We start from the raw sequence: 19,386 nt of genomic DNA, 5'->3' as shown, positions 1-19,386 counted from the left end.
CTAACTTTAAATGGTTTCATTTAAGAAATTCCAATCCGGATTAAAATCATCTATTAATTTATCTTTTTTCATTCTGGAATATCCCTTAATTTGTTTTTCTCTTAAAATTGCCTGCTCAATATCCTGAAAATGTTCATAATAAACTAAGTAAAAACATTTGTACTTAGAGGTAAAATGAACTTTGTCTTCCGTCTTTGGATTTTTATGCTGATGTAGTCTGATTTTTAAATTATTCGTTACACCTACATACAAAACAGACTTGTTATAATTTGTTAAGAGGTAAACATAATAGTTATGTGTACCTAAAGTTTTCAGCATATTCTGTGTTTTTATAGATTCTTCGCTTCACTGCGTTTCGCTCTGAATGACAAATGACCGATAATGAAATGAAAAAATATTATTCCAAAAGAAGTTGCAGACTTCTTAATGCTTTTCCTCCAAGTAAACTTTCTTTCGCCATCAAAAGGCAATCTTCATAACTTCCGAATTTATCGGTGTGATAAAGGGCAACCGCTGCGTTTGCCAATACGACAGCATTCTGTTGTTCCGTTCCTTTTCCCTGAAGAATATTTCTGAAAATTTTTGCCGTTTCCTGAGGCGTTTCGCCTGCTTTTATGCTTTCATGCGTGATAGAATCAAAACCTAGATCTTCCGTGGAATACACTTCTTCCCCTTTTTTGGTAATAATTTTACTGTCGTGGGTAAGACTGATCTCGTCGTAGCCGTCCATCCCGTGAACAAGGATAAAATCACGGTTGTCCTTCTGCAAAAGATACTGGTAAATTCTGGCAATTTCCAGATTGTAAACGCCAATCATGGAAAACTGAGGTTTTGCAGGATTCACAAGCGGACCGAGAAGGTTGAAAAAAGTTCTGAGACCTAAAGCTCTTCGCAGCGCACCAACCGATTGCAGTGCCGGATGAAAATAGGGGGCATGTAAAAAACAGATGTTGGCTTTTTCAAGATCTTCCTGAAGTTTTTCCGAACTGTTTTTGAATTCGTAGCCTAGCTCTTCCAGTACATTGGAAGATCCGGTGATGGTAGAAGCTCCGTAATTTCCGTGTTTCGTTACTTTCTGTCCCGCTCCTGCAACTACAAAACTTGCTAAAGTTGAGATATTGATGGTGTTTTTTCCGTCACCGCCCGTTCCTACAATATCAATGGCTTCTCCGGAATCTATGTTTACGGGAACTGCCATTTGCAGAAGGGCTTCACGAAAGCCTTCGAGCTCTTTAAGCGTGATATTTCGCATCAGGAAAACACTTATAAAAGCCGTAACTTCAGTTGCATTGAATTTATTCTGGGCAATCTCAATCATAATCGCCTTTGCCTCAGATTTGGACAAGGTATGATGATTAAAAAGGTATTGCAGGATCTCTTTCATTTGTGGAGGTTTTATGGTTGATTTTTGTATCGTATTCATGTCAAGCCGAATTTAAAAGTTCGTCGAGTGATTTAAATTTTAATTTTTCTGCAAGTTTTCTTAAAAGTTCTTCTTTAGCGAGTTTTAGGTTTATAAACTTATTGTAAAAAACATCATATAAATCCAAATCTGTTCTTTGCATTTCAAATAAATTCAGATAAAACTCGATTCTTTCATTAACTTTATAATCCTTGAAATCGTTAGATAATAGTGTTCTGGCAAATAATTCTATTTGTTCACCACTCCAATTGGGAATATCTTTTTTTACTCTGTCAAAAATATCTTCATCAGATTTTTGAATTATCCTCATAATATCGTTAGTCCCATGATCTTCAATCCACCAATCACTGTCTCTGTTTTCATTTTGTAAAATGTAGGCATATATATTTAAGACTTGGTCATCGAAACTTTTTGTACAGTTATTTTTTAAATAAATTTCATTCTGCTGTAATAATTTTTCAAATGCAGTTTTTGTCATTTTTTAATTATTTAAAAAATTTCTAATAATAATTTCTCCCTGCGGAGTAAGAATGCTTTCCGGATGAAACTGTACGCCGTGAACATCATATTTTTTGTGCTGTAACGCCATAATCATTCCATCTTTGTCTACTGCGGTAATTTCCAGTTCTTCCGGTAAATCTTCGCGGTTAACAACCCAACTGTGGTATCTTCCGACTTCAATTCCGCTGGATAGATTTTTAAAAATTTTGGTATCTTCTTTTACGAAATCTGCGGAAGTTGCCACTCCATGAAAAATTTCGGAAAGATTGGTTAAACTTCCTCCAAAAGCTTCTGCAATTGCCTGCTGACCGAGACATACGCCTAAAATGCTTTTTGTAGGAGCATATTCTTTGATCAGATCCAGTAAAATTCCGGCTTCTTCCGGAATTCCGGGACCGGGTGAAAGTACTATTTTATCGTACTGATCGATTTCTTCCAGACTGATCTGGTCATTCTTTACCACATCCACTCTGGTATCCAAAACTCTTTCGATAATCTGAACCAGATTGTAGGTAAAGCTGTCGTAGTTATCGAAGACGAGAACTTTAGCTGGTGGCTTCTGGTTGTTTGTTGATGGTTCTGTATTATTCATTTTTATTTTTTTCTGTAATAATTAATAAATCCGGTTAGCAATTTTTTGCAAAGGATTAAAACTTCTTCTTTTAGACAATTTTTAATTGCATCATAAATTAAATTTTATAGTTTCTGGATTCAGTCCAGACATCTAAATTCTGTCAACTAGACTCAATCAACTATTCACTAATTTCTCCGCTTTTTCGACTGCTTTTTTCAGGGCATTAAGTTTATTGTTTACTTCCTGAAGCTCACTTTCGGGGTTGGATTTTGCTACAAGTCCGGCTCCTGCCTGATAATACAGCGTATTGTTTTTGCTTAAAAAAGTACGGATCATAATTGCCTGATTGCAGTCTCCGTTCAGTCCAATCATTCCGATGCAACCGCCATAATAACCTCTGGAATCTTTTTCATACTGGTTAATTAACTGCAACGCTCTGTGTTTTGGGGCTCCGCTTAAAGTTCCCTGCGGAAAAGTTGTTGCGACCATTTCGAAAGGATTTACATTTTCCTGCAGATCCGCTGTCACTTCGCTTACCATGTGGATAACGTGAGAGAAAAGCTGTATTTCCTTTAATTTGGTTACCGTTACGTTTTTTCCGAGTTTTCCAAGATCATTCCTTGCAAGATCAACAAGCATCGTGTGTTCTGCATTTTCTTTTTCATCGTTTTTTAAATTTTCGATAGATTGGAGATCAGTTTCAAAATGTCCTGTTCGTTTGAATGTTCCGGCAATCGGATGAATAACGGCTTTGTTGTTTTTGATGATTAACTGGCTTTCAGGGCTTGAACCGAAGAGTTTATAATTGCCATAATCGAAGAAAAATAAATAAGGGGAAGGATTGATGTTTCTTAATGCACGGTACACATTGAATTCATCTCCTTTAAATTTCTGCTGAAATCTTCTGCTTAAAACCAATTGAAAAACATCGCCTCTCATGCAGTGTTTCTGGGCTGTTTTTACGAGTTCGATATATTCTTCATCCGTAATATTAGAAGTTTCTGCTCCTTCTTTTTCGAAAGGATAAATCACGGAATTCAGATTCTTGATTAAGCTTTCCAGCAGGTAAAATTCAGATTTTACACCTTCCATCTGGTTTTCAATAATATGCATTTCATCATTGTAATGATTGATGGCAATAACATATTGATATAATCGGTACCGAAGAATCGGGATTTCAACTTCGGGACTCTGTGCTTTGAACTGAATATTTTCAAAAAACTGAACCGCCTCGAAACTGGTATATCCGAAAAGGCTTTGTGCCGTCTGTTCTATAGGATCTGCCGTTTTTTCGCATTCGAAAAGATCTGAGAAATTCTGAAAAACATCTTCAATTTTATTTTCAATGATAAATTGTTTTACAGGTTCCTGTCCCGGAAGTTTTATTTCAAAATCATTTAAATTTTTAATTTCAATTCCTGCAATCGCATTGATGGCAATGAAAGAGAAGTTGTTATCCAGATTTTTAGAATCTGAACTTTCCAGAAGAATGGTGTCCCTGAATTTGTCGCGAATCTGCAGATAGATATTCATCGGAGTCTGAAGATCTCCGAGTGTTTTTTTGGAAACGGTTTTTATTTTTATCTTTTTACTGAACATTGCAGTTGAATTTTAAAATGGATGAAACAAAAAAAGACTTCAACGATTACGTCAAAGTCTTTATTATTTGTTATAAATTATTTCTGTTGGTTGTTTAGCATTAACAACATGACAATAACATCAGACCCGACGAAGAGTTTGAATGCCACCACCACATATTTTTGTTGTTAACCATAGTACAAATGTATATAATTTTTTTAATATGAAAACAAAAAAATTATGAAATTAAAAAAAACTTAATCTGAAAACTGATGGCTTTCATTAATCAGAAAAATCTTTTATCGGAAAAAAATTAATGAAATATCTTTAAAAATGGAGGTTTATCATAAGCTTGAAAGTTTATTTTTTATATTTTTGTCTAAATTTTTATAGGAAAAATAATGAAAAAAGTATTAGCAATCGCGTTTATCGGTGGTTTATTGGCAGCTAGCTGCTCTAAAAAGCCAAATCATGACTTACAGGACAGCAACACGATGTTGCCAGAGCCGGATGCTCCAACGGTGGTGGATTCTACTGCCAAAAAAACTGAAGCAGCAAAAGTAAATGCCGCAGAATCTCTTCCTGCAGCTGAAGCTAAAGCAGATACTCTTACAAAAAAATAATGAAAAATCTGTTTTTGACAGGATGTCTGGCAATGCTGATGTTTTCCTGTTCCAAAAAAGAAAATACACCTGTTGACGCGGCTTCTCCCGAAGCCACAACAATGAATGAACCGGCGAAAAGTAATCTTTCCGGCGACAAAATTATTGAAACACTGGACTGTTCCGGATGTCATGCGGTGAATGAAAGAATGATAGGACCTTCTTATCAGGAAATAGCAGATAAGTATTCTGAAAAAGATGCAGAAATGTTGGCTTCCAAGATTATAGAAGGCGGAAGCGGAGTTTGGGGAGGCGTTCCGATGTCTCCACATCCACAGGTATCGAAAGAAGATGCCAAAAAAATGGTACAGTATATTTTAAGTCTGAAAAAATAATTGATGACTGAAAAGTCTGCTTTACACCCAAGAAATCTGCATCGTGATCCTTATGATTTCGAACAACTGATTTCCTGTGTACCGGAACTAAAACATTATGTTTTTGTGAACGCTTATCAAAGTGTAACAATTAATTTCAGTCTTCCTAAGGCTGTAAAATTGCTGAACAAAGCGTTGTTGTTACACTTTTATAAGGTTCAGGATTGGGATATTCCCGATGGTAATCTTTGTCCGCCGATTCCCGGAAGAGCAGATTATATTCATTATATTGCCGATTTAATCGGTGAAAAAGATCCTCAGAATTCTGATGTTAAAGGACTGGATATCGGGACAGGAGCAAATCTTGTCTATCCTTTAATTGCCCATCGTTCTTACGGGTGGAAAATGCTTGGAACTGATATTAACGACATTTCCCTGAAAAACGCGGAATATATTTTAAGTCAGAATCCGGATTTACTCCCTTTCATACATCTGAAAAAACAGGCGGAACCTGAACGTATTTTCAAAAATATTATTGATAAAGAAGATCGTTTTGTATTTTCGATGTGCAATCCGCCTTTTCATGATTCTGAAGAATCTGCCATGAAAGGGAATTTCAGAAAGACAAAAAATCTCAAAAAATCTACGGTTAAAAAACCAATACTGAACTTTGGAGGACAACAGTCGGAATTATGGTGTGAAGGCGGAGAACTGGCTTTCATCACAAATATGATTCACGAAAGTGCTCTGTACTCATCTCAGGTTTTATGGTTTACCTGCCTTGTTTCCAAAAAAGAGAACCTCAGTAAATTAACATCCCTTATAAAGAACATAAAAGCAGCAGATCACAGAATTATCGAAATGTCTCAGGGACAGAAAATCAGCCGGATATTGGCTTGGACTTTTGTTGATCTTAATAAGCATAAAGACTGGTTTTTGAAGTCAAAAATATAATTTCCCGTATATCTGTAAAGCTTTTTAATTAATTGTTTTTCTATACACATTTCCTGTACGTTATCTGCGCTTTAGCATTATGTTCATGCAAAAATATCACATCTGTTGTTTTTAACAGATAACCTTAGTTTCGGTTTGAAGCTATCTTATCATTTAGCAGTTTAATTAATATATACTGTATGCAGTAATGTATTGGAGCGTAAAATATTTGCTTCAACTTTAAAGCAGAATTTTATAAATAATCACTAAATTTGTACGCTTTTAGAAAAATAAGAAATGCAATTATCAGAACAAGAAATCATTAGAAGAGAAAAGCTGAATAAGCTTGTTGAAATGGGGATTAATGCATTCCCGGCGGATGAATACATCATTACAGATACTACAGAATCTATAAAACAGGATTTCGCAGAAAGTAAACAGGTAAAGATCGCGGGAAGACTGATGTCGCGAAGAATTCAGGGGAAAGCTTCTTTTGCTGAATTGCAGGATTCTACAGGAAGAATTCAGGTGTACTTCAACAGGGATGAGATCTGTACGGGAGAAGATAAAACTCTATACAATGAAGTGTACAAGCACCTTTTGGATATCGGAGATATTATTGGAGTAGAAGGAGAGCTGTTTACAACACAGGTAGGAGAGAAGACTGTTTTGGTTAAAAATTTTACGCTGTTAACGAAATCTTTAAGACCTCTTCCGCAGGCAAAAACGGATGAAAACGGTGTTGTTCATGATGCTTTCAATGATCCGGAACTAAGATACAGACAGCGTTATGTAGATTTAACGGTAAATCCTCAGGTGAAAGAAGTTTTCGTAAAAAGAACAAAACTGTTCAATGCAATGAGAACATTCTTCAACGATGCAGGATATTTCGAAGTAGAAACTCCTATTTTACAGTCGATTCCGGGAGGAGCTGCGGCGAGACCTTTTATTACGCATCATAATGCTTTAGATATTCCTTTATATTTAAGAATTGCCAACGAACTGTATCTGAAAAGATTGATCGTGGGTGGTTTTGACGGGGTGTATGAATTCTCTAAAAACTTCAGAAATGAAGGGATGGACAGAACGCACAATCCTGAATTTACGGCAATGGAAATTTATGTAGCGTATAAAGACTACAACTGGATGATGGATTTCACGGAGAAGTTATTAGAGTTCTGTGCTATTCAGGTAAACGGAACAACAAAAGCTACTTTCGGAGAATATGAAGTGGATTTTAAAGCGCCTTACCAAAGAATTTCCATGACGGATGCGATTCTTAAATTTACAGGATTCGATATTACCGGAAAAACAGAGCAGGAATTATTCGATTTTGCGAAGTCTATCGGAATCGAAGTGAATGAAACGATGGGGAAAGGAAAATTAATTGATGAAATTTTTGGCGAAAAATGTGAAGGAAACTTTATTCAGCCAACTTTCATTACAGATTATCCGATCGAAATGTCACCGCTTACGAAAAAGCACAGAAGTAAAGAAGGCTTAACCGAGCGTTTTGAACTGATGGTTTGCGGAAAAGAAATCGCTAACGCATATTCTGAGCTTAATGATCCGATTGATCAGAGAGAGCGTTTTGAAGATCAGTTAAAATTATCCGAAAAAGGAGATGATGAGGCAGGAAAGTTTATTGATGAAGATTTCTTAAGAGCTCTGGAATACGGAATGCCGCCAACTTCAGGGTTAGGAATCGGAATGGACAGATTGATTATGTTCCTGACGAATAACGCATCTATTCAGGAAGTTTTATTCTTCCCTCAGATGAGACCTGAAAAAGCGGTTCCTCAAATTGAACTGGGTGAAGATGAAAAAGTAATTCTTGAAATTTTAAAATCAGGAGAACAGATTGCTTTGGCAGAAGTGAAAGAGCAATCTCAACTTTCAGGAAAGAAATGGGACAAAGCCTCTAAAACGTTAACGAAAAATAACCTCGTGAAAGTAGAGAAGATTGATGAGGTTCTTTTGATGAAACTGGTTTAAGATTTTATATCATATAATTTAGTTCCGGCGGAAGCAAAGCTTCCGCCGGAATTTTTTATAAAGCACAAAAACTATTTTTGCATAATTTACGTTATTCATAAAAACTAAATGAGATGAGAATTCTGATCGTCCTTATTTTTCTGTTCGTCAACACGAAAGCTCAGATGCTTAGTTCGGTTTATTTTGAATACAACAGTTCTAAACTGACGAAAGAATCGCAGAGAAAACTTGACAGTCTGGCGCAACTTAGATATAATCTGAAATTCAGAATTTTTGGAAATTGTGATATTTCCGGAACTTCGGAATACAATAAAAAGCTGTCTGAAGATCGCGCAAATGCGGTTAATCGATATATACAGTCAAAAATCGGAAACAATATCAAGCTGGAAAGTGTAGTAGGATTGGGAAAAGAAAAACCGATTAATGACAACAGTACCGAAGAACTGCGTGGTAAAAACAGAAGGGTAGATGTATTTATTGATCGGGTGATGATTACCGGAGAAATACATTCAGGAAAGGCTTTTGAGAGTTTCTTCAGCAAAAAAGTTTCGGAAATGAAAATCGGAGAAACTTTTTCTTTACCAAATGTTAATTTTATCGGAGGTCGCCACGTATGGCTGCCAAAAGGAAATAGTGTATTGATACAGTTAGCAGAAATTCTAAAAAATAATCCTACAGTTGAAGTAGAATTGCAGGGACATATCTGCTGTGATTATGACAATTTCGATGGTGAAGATTTAGATTTGAAAACATTTAACCTATCTTGGACAAGAGCCAATGCCATCAAAGAATTTCTGGAAAAACAGGGAATTGCTTCCACGCGCATCAAAGCAACCGGAATGGGACATCTCAATCCTGTTGTTTATCCCGAAAGAAAGGAAGAGGATTTTATGAAGAACAGAAGGGTAGAGATTGTTTTGCTTAAAAAATAGATGATAAGGTTTCGGCGCAGCTTTGCTGCGCCGAAACCTTTTATACATATAAAATTATCTTCTCTGTTTACTGAACGAAGCCATCAGATAAAATAGAAAAGGAAGGATGAATAACGATCCCAGCATTAAAGCCCATCCCAAAGCGGAAATGGTCTTTGGTGCTGCAACGTGTTCTAATAACGAAAGATGTTGCCCGTTTCCAAACAAAATAATATTCGGATTATGCTGATAAGTTGCGGCAACCAGAATCATAATCACCTGAAATCCGGCTAAAGCTCTTACAGGTAAAAGTTTACGGCGATTCATTGCTCTCAGAATCAGGAACAGGCAAATCGTGGCAAAAACCGTAGCCATAATTCCTAAAGGTTTTGAGAAAACCCACATCAGTAAAGGAATATCAGAAAAATAAGCCGTGATGAAAACCAGAAGTCCTGCGACAACAACAAAGATCATGGTCTGTTTGGATTTTCTGATCATCATGCCCAGTTCAAAACGGTCGGATGTTTCTCTCAATGCAAAAACGGAAGCCAGATAAGCGCAGATGGAAACTGTAAATAAACCAACTGCTACACCAAACCAGTTCAGCCAGCTGAAAATATATAAATCTAAAAAGTTAGTCGCATCCGGATTAATGGAATGAGAGATTGTAGCTGCAGCCGTTAATCCCAGAAAAAAAGGAGTGAGTAAACTCGCAAAGTAAAAAATCTGTGTGTAAATGCGTTGCCAACTGTCTTCTACTGCATCATAATGCCGGAATGTAAAAGCTGTTCCGCGCGCAATAATTCCTACCAGCATTAAAACCAAAGGAATATGAAGATAGGTGGAAAGTGTGGTGTAAATCTCAGGAAAGCCGACAAAAAGAATAACGATCGCAATAATCAGCCACATATGATTGGCTTCCCAAACCGGAGCAATAGAAGTGTACATCAAAGTCTGTGTTTTGGGTCTGTTCTTCTTTCTGGTGAACATTTCCACAATGCCCGCCCCGAAATCGGCTCCGCCTAAAATTACATACAGACAGATGGATAGCCAGAGAAATCCTATAACAATATAAATCATGACTTTTTATTTTTAGAATTAAACTGTGGATCGGTAGGATCATATAATTTAGGAACCATTTTAATCTGTCGTGTCAAAAGGAAAATAATAACGAAAGATAATGAGACAAAAATTGCGGTAAAAAAGTAAAATGAATACTGAATTCCCGGCATCGGAGTTACCGCCTCTGCCGTTTTCATAATTCCATAAATAATCCACGGCTGTCTTCCTACTTCAGTTACTGTCCATCCCGCTTCCAGAGCAATATATCCGAAAGGGGTCGCGTATAAAAATGTTTTCAGAAGCCAGTTTTTGGAAAGCCATTCTTTTCTGAAGAACGTAGCATACAGAAAAACGCTTCCAATGATAATCATTACAACTCCGAAGAAGATCATGATCTGAAAAGCGTAATGCACAACCGCGACCGGAGGCCATTCCTCTTTTGGGAAATCTTTCAGTCCTTTTACTTCAGCATTAAAATCATTAGCCACTAAAAAACTAAGAACTTTCGGAATTCTTACGGCATATTTTATCTCTTCTTTTTTCTCATCCGGAATTCCGCCAATCACAAATGAAGCTCCTTTCTCGGTTTCAAAATGGGCTTCCATGGCAGCTAATTTTATCGGCTGTCTTTCTGCAACGGATTTTGCGGCAACATCACCACTTAAGGGAGCTCCGAATGCTCCGATCAGAGCAAATCCCGCTGCAATTCTGAAGGCTTTGGTATGAAATTCAACATTTTTTTTCTTTAGAATTAAAAAAGCATGAACTCCGGCGACGGCAAATCCAGTCGCACAAAACGCTGCAACCGTCATGTGTAACGCCTGAGGAAACCACGCTTCATTAAACATGGCTTTAATAGGATCTATATTTAAATATTGTCCGTTCACATAATCAAATCCGGCTGGAGAATTCATCCACGCGTTTGCGGCGACCACTAAAATTCCTGATGCTAATCCGCTTAAACCTACCAAAAATCCACAGAACCAATGAAACCATTTATTAAATCTGTCCCATCCGTACAGAAAAAATCCGATTGCGATGGCTTCAATAAAGAACGCGGTTCCTTCCAGTGAAAAAGGCATTCCGAAGATCGGTCCTGCGTGTTTCATAAATTCAGGCCATAGCAGTCCCAGTTCAAAAGAAAGCATCGTTCCGGAAACGGCTCCGGTCGCAAAAAGAATTGCTACACCCTTACTCCATGCTTTGGTGAGACCTTTATAAACTTCATTTTTTGTTTTTAAGTATTTCCAGTGCGCAAAAGCCATAAGGAAAGGCATTACCATACCTACACAAGAGAAAATAATGTGAAAGCCGAGTGACATTGCCATCTGTGCACGAGCTGCAAGAAAGTCATCCATAAACCATTCATTTTGAGTAAATAAATTTACGCATAAATTATAGACCGTCACTATGATTTACAACAGTATTTGTTCGAGAAATAGGCTTTAACTTTGATGTTTTTTAAAAGAAAAGAATCTTGTGTTTCTGTGGAAAAATCAATACTTTTTTGACATATTTTAACTTTCATACCTCGAAAAAAATCACGATATTTGTGAGTCTTTGCATTTAGCAGGATTTTTTAATATTTATATGAGTCAGAAACAATATACAGCTAGTAGTATTCAGGCATTGGAAGGAATGGAACACGTGCGTATGCGTCCTTCAATGTACATTGGTGATGTGGGAGTAAGAGGTCTCCATCATTTGGTTTATGAAGTAGTAGATAACTCTATCGACGAAGCTTTAGCAGGGTACTGCGACACGATCTTTGTCAGCATTAAAGAAGGAAACGGAATCGAGGTTAGCGATAACGGTAGAGGTATTCCTGTGGATTTCCACGAAAAAGAACAAAAATCTGCTCTTGAGGTGGTAATGACAAAAATTGGTGCAGGTGGTAAGTTTGATAAAGATTCTTATAAAGTTTCCGGAGGTCTTCACGGAGTTGGGGTTTCGTGTGTGAACGCACTTTCCAACGAGATGGTAACCACAGTTTACAGAGACGGAAACGTTTATCAGCAGATATATTCAAGAGGTAAAGCTCAGACGGGCGTTGAGGAAATCGGGCACAGCGATCAGAGAGGAACCAAACAGTTCTTCCAGCCGGATGATTCTATCTTTACAGAACTGGTGTATAATTATGATACATTAGCAAGTCGTTTAAGAGAACTTTCTTATTTAAATAAAGGAATTACCATTACCCTTACTGACGAAAGAGAAAAACTGGAAGACGGTTCTTTCAGATCAGAAGTTTTCCATTCTGAAGGTGGTTTAAAGGAATTCGTTGCTTTTATCGACGGAAATCGTGAATCGATCATGGAAAACGTAATTTTCATGGAAGGAGAAAGAGACGATATTCCTGTGGAAGTGGCAATGCGTTATAACACTTCATTTAACGAAAATCTTCACTCCTACGTTAATAATATCAACACTCACGAAGGAGGAACTCACTTAGCAGGTTTCAGACGTGCTTTAACGAGAACCTTAAAGAAATATGCGGATGATTTAGGAATTCCTCAGAAAGAAAAAGTAGAAATTACAGGAGACGATTTCCGTGAAGGGCTTACGGCTGTAGTTTCTGTAAAAGTAATGGAACCTCAGTTTGAAGGACAGACCAAAACAAAATTAGGAAACTCTGAAGTTTCGGGAGCTGTTGATAAAATTGTTGGGGAAATGCTGACTAACTTTTTAGAAGAAAATCCTAACGAAGCAAAAATTATCGTTCAGAAGGTCGTGTTGGCTGCAAAAGCAAGACAGGCTGCGAAAAAAGCCCGTGAAATGGTTCAGAGAAAATCTCCGATGGGAGGTTCCGGACTTCCGGGAAAACTATCCGACTGTTCTTCAAAAGATCCGGCAGAATCAGAAATTTTCTTGGTTGAGGGAGATTCCGCAGGCGGAACGGCAAAACAGGGACGTGACCGATTCTTTCAGGCAATTCTTCCGTTAAGAGGTAAAATTCTGAACGTTGAGAAATCAATGCTTCATAAAGTATATGATAATGAAGAGATTAAAAATATTTATACCGCTTTAGGAGTTTCCGTAGGTACGGAAGAAGACAGCAAAGCGTTGAATATGGCAAAATTAAGATATCATAAAATCGTAATCATGACCGATGCCGATATCGATGGTTCTCACATCTCAACCTTAATCTTAACATTCTTCTTCAGATACATGAAGGAACTGATTGAGAACGGCTATATTTATATTGCTCAGCCACCTTTGTATTTATTGAAAAAAGGAAACAAAAAAGTATATGCTTATAACGAAAAAGAGCGTGAAGAATTTACTTTAGAAATGTCTCCGGATGGAAAAGGGGTTGAGGTTCAGCGTTATAAAGGTCTTGGAGAGATGAATCCTGAACAGCTTTGGGAAACGACTCTGAATCCTGAACACAGAATCCTGAAACAGGTAACCATCGACAATGCAGTAGAAGCAGACAGTGTATTTTCTATGTTGATGGGAGACGAGGTTCCGCCAAGAAGAGAATTTATAGAGAAGAATGCTAAATATGCGAAAATTGATGCATAATTGAATTCAAAAAATACGATTATAAAAGACTTCAGCAATGGAGTCTTTTTTCTTTTCAATATTAACTATTCAATACAATAAAAAATAATTTTGTCAGTTATAAGATTTCATTATTTTTGCTAAATTTAAATAACCATGATGAAAATACTTTGTATTGGAGCACTTTCGATGGCTTCTTTTTACTACTCACAAAACTTTCCGGTTTCTGCAATTCCTGAAAATCTGAAGAAAAACGCAGATGCGGTGATCAGGAAAGATCTTACAACCATTCAGATCAATAAAATTGATGATATAAGATATCAGTATTATACGGTTACTACAGTTTTGAACAAAGATGGAGACTCCGATGCACAGATCTATATCCCTTATGAAAAAGGCAACAGTATTTCAGACATCAAGGTAAATATTTACGATGAATCCGGAAAGAAAATAAAGTCATTTTCCAAGTCGGATTTTGGAGATTTTGCCAATAACAATCAGGGAACTTTCTATTCGGATAACCGAGTGATGGCTATGTCATATACTCCGACTCAATATCCTTACACCGTTGAATTCTCTTATCAGATTGGCGATGAAAATACAGTTTTCCTGCCGGATTTTATTCCTTTCAGATCAACCAATATCTCACTGGAAGAAGCTCAGATGAAGATCATCAATAAATCCGGTATTGAACTTAAAACAAAAACGTATCCTTCGGCTTATAACTATGCTTCAGTTACAGAAAGCGATAATGCGGGAGAAAAAATATACTCTTATAAAAATGTTCCGGCTATTGATGATGTTTTTTTGCTTCCCCAGCCGATAAAAATTTTGCCAAAAGTAAGTTTTGCATTAACGAAATTCAATCTTGAAGGAAAACAGGGGAGTATAAACAACTGGAGTGAGTTCGGATCTTGGTATTACAACAGCATTTTACAGCCGGTTTCTTTATCAACGCCTGCAATTAAAGCGGAAGTCGCAGCATTAAATTTACAGGGAACAACCGAAGAAAAGGTAAAAAAACTGTATCAGTATATGCAGAGCAAGACAAGGTATATTTTTGTAGCCTTGGGAATCGGCGGTTGGCAGCCCATGTTTCCGGATGAAGTTCAGAAAAAAGGATATGGTGACTGCAAAGGATTAACGAATTACATGAAAACTTTACTGGATGAAGCCGGAATTCCGTCTTATTATTCGGTGATCAATTCCGGTTCCTCTCCGGTTTCGTTTGATAAAGATTTTCCCAAAATGGGAGGAAACCATGTTATTCTGATGGTTCCTGCTGAAAAAGGAAATATCTGGCTGGAAAATACATCTCAGCAAATAGCTTTTAATCATCTAAGTTATGGAACCACAGAAAGAAATGTGCTTTCCATCAGAAAAAACGGAATTGAATTAATTGATACTCCAGTTTATGCGGCAGACCAAAGCAAAGAAAAACAGCTTTTGAAAGTACAGCTTAACGAGGATAACAGTATTTCCGGCGAAGGAAATTTCGCTTACACAGGAATCCAGTATGATAATAATCTCGTTTTGGCAACCATGTCTCCCAAAGAGAGGAGTGAAGCTGTAAAAAATCTTCTGGATGTACTTCATTTTGAAAAGATTGAAATGAAAAACTTTCTGAACGATAAAGACAATGCTGTTGCAAAATTTGATCTTGATTTTAAAGCGAATAATTATTCTAAAAACGCCGGAAGCAGTATGATTTTCAGAGCGGTGCCTATTTATTCAAACAATGTCTACAAAACAGACGAAAACAGGGAACTGCCTTTCGAATTAAGACAATCTTTTCAGGATGAATATGAAATAAGCTTTACCCTTCCTAAGAATTATAAAATCGAGGAACTTCCTGATAATGTTACACTAAACTCAGAATTTGGAACCTACAAATTAAGCTTTGTAAAAAATGGTGAAGAACTGAAAGTAAGCCGAATTATCAGAATTAATAAAGGACTTTATCCTAAAGAAAAATATAACGATTACGTTAATTTCCGAAAAAAAACCATTAACATCGACAACTCAAAAATTTTAATTTCTAAAATTTAACATGAAAAAAATATTTCTAGTGGCTTTCTGCTCAATGAATTTGATATTTATTGAGGCACAAAAGCATGAATTTCTTAATTATCCTAAATTTAATGATGCAGATCTTACAAAACAGAAATCTGCTTTGGACGAAAATGCACCTGCCGAAATTTTATTCAAATCTCTGCATTTCAGTATTGACAATAATACAGGAGATCTGGTGAAAAAAGCATTTTACAGAGTTAAAATTTATGATAAAGACAAGGCGGAAGACTGGCTGAACCTTGAAATTCCGTTATATCAGAGTGGCAGCAATCAGGAAACCATTTCAAAGGTTAAAGCTTTTACGTACAACCTGGAAAATGGTACTTCTGTGGCAACAAAAGTAGATAAAAGTTCGAAATTTAAGAGTAAGGAAAGCAAATATGTCTCCATTACAAAATTTGCATTTCCGAATGTAAAAAACGGCTCCATCATAGAATATCAGTATGAGGTTACTTCTCCGTTTCTTTACGTAGTTCCGGAAATTACGATTGAAACAGACACCCCTTCTTTATATACGGAATATGTTTTAGACAGTCCATCAAATATTTCTTATAACTTAAATTACACGGGTTTTTTAACACCAAAATACAGAGAAGTGGAAGAAAGATTGATGTACGGAATGAATTACAGAACATACCGCTTCGGATTTGAAAACGTAAAAGGATTTAAAACCGAGAAGTTTGTAAACAATGACAGAAATTACAGAACAAAGATAGGTGCAGAGCTTCATTCAACAAATTTTAAGGAACTTAAATTGTATTCTTCATCCTGGGAACAGATCAAAGACAGATTGTATGAGAGTGAAGACTTCGGAAGCGAATTAAAGAAAACAAGACTGGCAAAAGACAATATGCCGGCAAATGTTTCGGGAATATCAGATGAGATTGAAAAAGCAAATGCAATATTCAATTATGTTAAAAATACCTTTACATGGAATAAAGACAGAGGACTTTATGTAGAAGACGGAATCAAGAAAATGCTCGAAACAAAGACAGGAAACGCGGCAGAAATCAACCTTTTTCTGGTCATGATGCTTCGCGAAGCTGGGATTAAAGCAGATCCGCTTACCATTTCTACAGTGAGCAACGGTCTTATCAATATCGCTTCACCTAATGTTTCCAATATGAATTTTGTAATTGCTGCCGTTCAGACAAAAGATGGTTTTCATTTGTATGATGCCACTTCAAAGCAGTCTTCAATCGATCAGTTGCCACCAAGAGACTGGAATCAGTTCGGAATTTTGATGAATAAAGACAAAGTTCAGCAGTTATCAATGATCAATGCAAAAACAAGTTTCACTTATCTTACCGCAGAGGCAAAAATTAATGCAGACGGAAGTATTTCCGGAACCTATTCTGATAAAGATACCGGAACCTATGCCATTTTTGCGAAAGAAAACTACGACGACAATGCAGATAAGTACAAAAAACAGTATAAAGATAATTTTTCTATAGATTTCACCAATATCGATTCTAAAGTACTTGAGAACGGGGATTTTGAAAGCACCATGAAATTTTCTTCCGAGAATTTGATAGACAGGATCGGAAAGAAAATGATTATCAATCCGATGTTGTTTTTAAATAAAAACTCAAACGAATTCGATCAGACCGAGGAAAGAAAATACCTTATCGATTTCTCTTCGCCATTCACCAGAATTAAAAAAGTGGTTTTGGAAATTCCGGAAGGATATCTGATTGAAGAGATGCCGAAAAACAAAAAAATTGTAACGGACGACAAAGAAATCGAATACAGTTATATTGCTGAACAAAAAGGAAATAAAATTGAGGTAATTTCTACCACCAAAGTTAAGAGCCCCACTTATGAGAAAGAATATTACCCAGCCTTTAAACAGATTTGGGGAGTGGCTTCCAAACAGGAAAATCAGGTCATCAGTCTTGTAAAGAAGCAGTAATTAAAATTTTTTTTTCGAAATAATCTTAAACCATTCATCTTTTGAATGGTTTTTGCATTGCAGAAGGAAATCAGAATTATGAAAAATACGATTGCTGTTTTAGCACTTTCTGCTTTCTTTATTTTTTCAGCCTGTAAAAAGGCAGAAAACAATAATTTGAATGAAACAGAAACTGCAGCACCTGAAAAGTTTACCGTAGATTCCGTGAAAATTAGCGATTCGACTAAATTAAGCGATTCTTTAACCATTAAATATTCGTCCACCAAATTATTGTTCCCGACGATTAAGGATAAAGCCTTATTAGACAGTATTTATTTTACAGAAAAGAATATTGGAGATTTTTCCAGAGAAGGATTACAGAATTACCTGCAGAAAAGCAAAAATATCTATTTCAACAGACTCAGAAAAGATTCTAAAGAGTGGATTTCAGACATCTCGTTTTCTCAGGAATGGTATTCGGATACCGGAATGAAAGTAAAATCTAATACGAACGATTATCTGCAGACCGAATATTTTTGGGCTTCATATGAAGGCGGAGCGCACGATAACTACGGTTATTCGGAAAGAGTTTTTGATCTTCAAAACAATAAAAAATTAGAATTAAAAGACATCACTTCCATGCCAAAAGAAAAACTGGAAGCCCTTTTAATGAAAAACATCAACAGAACCAACAGCGGCACCACTGACGAGAAAGGAGAAGTTAATAATTCTGACATGCTTCTGGTAGATAAAATTCCGGCAACAGAGAACTTCTATTTTGATGACAAAAACCTATATTTCCATTACAGTCCGTACGAAATTACAGCTTTTGCAGCAGGAGACATCACCATCCCGATTTCATGGTCAGAACTTAAAGGAACTTTTACTCCCGAATTTATAAAAAGAATGAAAATTAAATAATAATAATGCTTCCAGATCGGGAGCATTTTTTATTTTTGCACTAATGGAAAAAGTCGCTTTCATCATCAATCCTTTTTCGGCAAAAAAAAATTATCAGCCGTTTCTCAACGAACTGAAAGCAAAGGTGAAAGATCCTTTGTATTACATCTCCGAATCCATTCCTGGAACCGATCAGTTTATTCAGGATCATTTTAATGACGTTGATATTTTTGTAGCCATAGGAGGCGACGGAACCATTTCTACCGTAGCCAGAAACCTCATCGATACAGAAAAAATTCTTGCGATTTTTCCGGCAGGTTCAGGAAACGGATTTTCCAACGAAACCCAGTTCAGCAAAAATCTGGACGAATTGCTGGAAAAGATCAAAACCAGAAATTCCAGAAAGATTGATACGTTTACTGTAAATGAAAGACTTTCCATCAATGTTTCCGGAACCGGATTTGACGGTAAAGTCGTAAAAGAATTTGAAAAAACGACAAGAGGATTTACAAATTACATCAAAGTTTCCATAAAAACTTTTTTCAGCTATAAGCCGATCAAACTGAAGTTTTTTGACGAAAAATACAAGCAGTACAACGGAAAATATTTAATGATAAACATTGCCAACACCCGGCAGTTTGGTAACAATGCTTATATTGCGCCTCATGCAAGTAAAAGTGACGGTTTGGTGGATATGGTTCTTGTTAAAAAATTTCCTTTCTTCTATTCCATGCTTTTTGCCTTCCGAATGTTTACCAAAAAACTGAAACAGGACGACTACATTACGTATCTTCCGGTTTCCGAAATAGAGTTTAAAGTAAATACCAAAAACTGGCATCTCGACGGAGAATTCAACAAAATAAAATCTCCGGTTCGTGTAAAAGTTCAGCCTTCGAGCTTAAGGATTTTAATCTAAAACAGTATTCTTCTAAAAATAGATTGTTTTCTATTTTAGGAGCTGTTTCGCGCTTTCGCTACTCGCTTTTTCGTTTTTTTGGGGGGGGGGGGGGGGGGGGGGGGGGCCGCGGGGGCAGAAAAGGGGAGGGCAGGGGGAGGCGAAGCGGG

The 19,386-nt window shown here is 36.6% G+C and carries 17 protein-coding genes; 10 read left to right on the top strand and 7 right to left on the bottom strand.

Annotated features, from left to right (window positions below; translation table 11 throughout):
* Positions 1 to 6: 6 nt before the first annotated feature.
* The 5 genes from WFH39_RS11240 to WFH39_RS11220 form a co-directional block, all read right to left on the bottom strand.
* Positions 7 to 318 carry a GIY-YIG nuclease family protein gene (locus WFH39_RS11240; RefSeq protein WP_256039125.1) on the bottom strand — a complete coding sequence of 104 codons (312 nt, stop codon included), beginning with the start codon at positions 316 to 318 and terminating at the stop codon, positions 7 to 9.
* A gap of 79 nt (positions 319 to 397) precedes the next feature.
* Positions 398 to 1,384, bottom strand: coding sequence for an anthranilate phosphoribosyltransferase (trpD, locus tag WFH39_RS11235; protein ID WP_336690073.1), 987 nt, complete (start codon positions 1,382 to 1,384; stop codon positions 398 to 400).
* Between the two features lie 40 nt (positions 1,385 to 1,424).
* Positions 1,425 to 1,901 carry a hypothetical protein gene (locus tag WFH39_RS11230; protein WP_336689965.1) on the bottom strand — a complete coding sequence of 159 codons (477 nt, stop codon included), beginning with the start codon at positions 1,899 to 1,901 and terminating at the stop codon, positions 1,425 to 1,427.
* Between the two features lie 3 nt (positions 1,902 to 1,904).
* Positions 1,905 to 2,516: an anthranilate synthase component II gene (locus tag WFH39_RS11225; RefSeq protein ID WP_336689964.1), complete on the bottom strand. Its 612-nt coding sequence runs from the start codon at positions 2,514 to 2,516 to the stop codon at positions 1,905 to 1,907.
* 156 nt (positions 2,517 to 2,672) lie between these two features.
* Entirely contained in the window at positions 2,673 to 4,097 is a 1,425-nt protein-coding gene (locus tag WFH39_RS11220; protein WP_336689963.1) for an anthranilate synthase component I family protein, read from the bottom strand.
* Positions 4,098 to 4,477: 380 nt separating this feature from the next.
* Between WFH39_RS11220 and WFH39_RS11215 the strand changes: the two genes are divergently transcribed.
* The 5 genes from WFH39_RS11215 to WFH39_RS11195 all read left to right on the top strand — a co-directional run bounded on the left by WFH39_RS11215 (position 4,478) and on the right by WFH39_RS11195 (position 8,912).
* A complete protein-coding gene (locus WFH39_RS11215) occupies positions 4,478 to 4,699 on the top strand; it encodes a hypothetical protein (protein WP_076393272.1) in 222 nt (73 codons plus the stop codon).
* Positions 4,699 to 5,073 carry a c-type cytochrome gene (locus WFH39_RS11210; RefSeq protein ID WP_235131204.1) on the top strand — a complete coding sequence of 125 codons (375 nt, stop codon included), beginning with the start codon at positions 4,699 to 4,701 and terminating at the stop codon, positions 5,071 to 5,073. The genes WFH39_RS11215 and WFH39_RS11210 overlap by 1 nt, the downstream gene beginning before the upstream one ends.
* A 3-nt stretch (positions 5,074 to 5,076) precedes the next feature.
* Positions 5,077 to 6,006 carry a 23S rRNA (adenine(1618)-N(6))-methyltransferase RlmF gene (rlmF, locus tag WFH39_RS11205; RefSeq protein ID WP_336689962.1) on the top strand — a complete coding sequence of 310 codons (930 nt, stop codon included), beginning with the start codon at positions 5,077 to 5,079 and terminating at the stop codon, positions 6,004 to 6,006.
* Between the two features lie 276 nt (positions 6,007 to 6,282).
* Positions 6,283 to 7,980 carry a lysine--tRNA ligase gene (gene lysS, locus WFH39_RS11200; protein WP_336689961.1) on the top strand — a complete coding sequence of 566 codons (1,698 nt, stop codon included), beginning with the start codon at positions 6,283 to 6,285 and terminating at the stop codon, positions 7,978 to 7,980.
* A gap of 113 nt (positions 7,981 to 8,093) precedes the next feature.
* Positions 8,094 to 8,912 (top strand): OmpA family protein, encoded by an 819-nt coding sequence (locus tag WFH39_RS11195; protein WP_336689960.1) that lies wholly within the window; start codon positions 8,094 to 8,096, stop codon positions 8,910 to 8,912.
* Positions 8,913 to 8,966: 54 nt separating this feature from the next.
* On the opposite strand, the gene WFH39_RS11190 is transcribed toward WFH39_RS11195, so the two are convergent.
* Complete coding sequence (locus WFH39_RS11190; protein WP_214589226.1) at positions 8,967 to 9,971, bottom strand: cytochrome d ubiquinol oxidase subunit II; 1,005 nt, start codon at positions 9,969 to 9,971, stop codon at positions 8,967 to 8,969.
* Positions 9,968 to 11,311, bottom strand: coding sequence for a cytochrome ubiquinol oxidase subunit I (locus tag WFH39_RS11185; RefSeq protein WP_336689959.1), 1,344 nt, complete (start codon positions 11,309 to 11,311; stop codon positions 9,968 to 9,970). The genes WFH39_RS11190 and WFH39_RS11185 overlap by 4 nt, the downstream gene beginning before the upstream one ends.
* Positions 11,312 to 11,543: 232 nt before the next feature.
* On the opposite strand from WFH39_RS11185, the gene gyrB reads away from it, so the two are divergent.
* The 5 genes from gyrB (at position 11,544) to WFH39_RS11160 (ending at position 19,237) form a co-directional block, all read left to right on the top strand.
* On the top strand, positions 11,544 to 13,478 hold the full coding sequence (gyrB, locus tag WFH39_RS11180; protein WP_087710974.1) for a DNA topoisomerase (ATP-hydrolyzing) subunit B: 1,935 nt from the start codon (positions 11,544 to 11,546) through the stop codon (positions 13,476 to 13,478).
* 135 nt (positions 13,479 to 13,613) lie between these two features.
* Positions 13,614 to 15,506, top strand: coding sequence for a DUF3857 domain-containing protein (locus tag WFH39_RS11175; RefSeq protein WP_336689958.1), 1,893 nt, complete (start codon positions 13,614 to 13,616; stop codon positions 15,504 to 15,506).
* A 1-nt stretch (position 15,507) separates the two neighbouring features.
* Positions 15,508 to 17,442: a transglutaminase-like domain-containing protein gene (locus tag WFH39_RS11170; RefSeq protein WP_336689957.1), complete on the top strand. Its 1,935-nt coding sequence runs from the start codon at positions 15,508 to 15,510 to the stop codon at positions 17,440 to 17,442.
* 78 nt (positions 17,443 to 17,520) lie between these two features.
* Positions 17,521 to 18,342, top strand: a complete 822-nt coding sequence (locus tag WFH39_RS11165; protein WP_336689956.1) for an RsiV family protein — start codon at positions 17,521 to 17,523, stop codon at positions 18,340 to 18,342.
* 43 nt (positions 18,343 to 18,385) lie between these two features.
* The gene (locus tag WFH39_RS11160) at positions 18,386 to 19,237 is read left to right on the top strand and encodes a diacylglycerol/lipid kinase family protein (protein ID WP_336689955.1); all 852 of its coding nucleotides are present in this window, start codon (positions 18,386 to 18,388) and stop codon (positions 19,235 to 19,237) included.
* Positions 19,238 to 19,386 lie beyond the last annotated feature (149 nt).

It is taken from the genome of Chryseobacterium sp. MMO-72, from assembly GCF_037146035.1.
Taxonomy (GTDB): Bacteria; Bacteroidota; Bacteroidia; order Flavobacteriales; family Weeksellaceae; genus Chryseobacterium; species Chryseobacterium indicum.
Note: the sequence above shows the minus strand (reverse complement) of the source record. Positions and strands in the feature narration are given on the sequence as shown.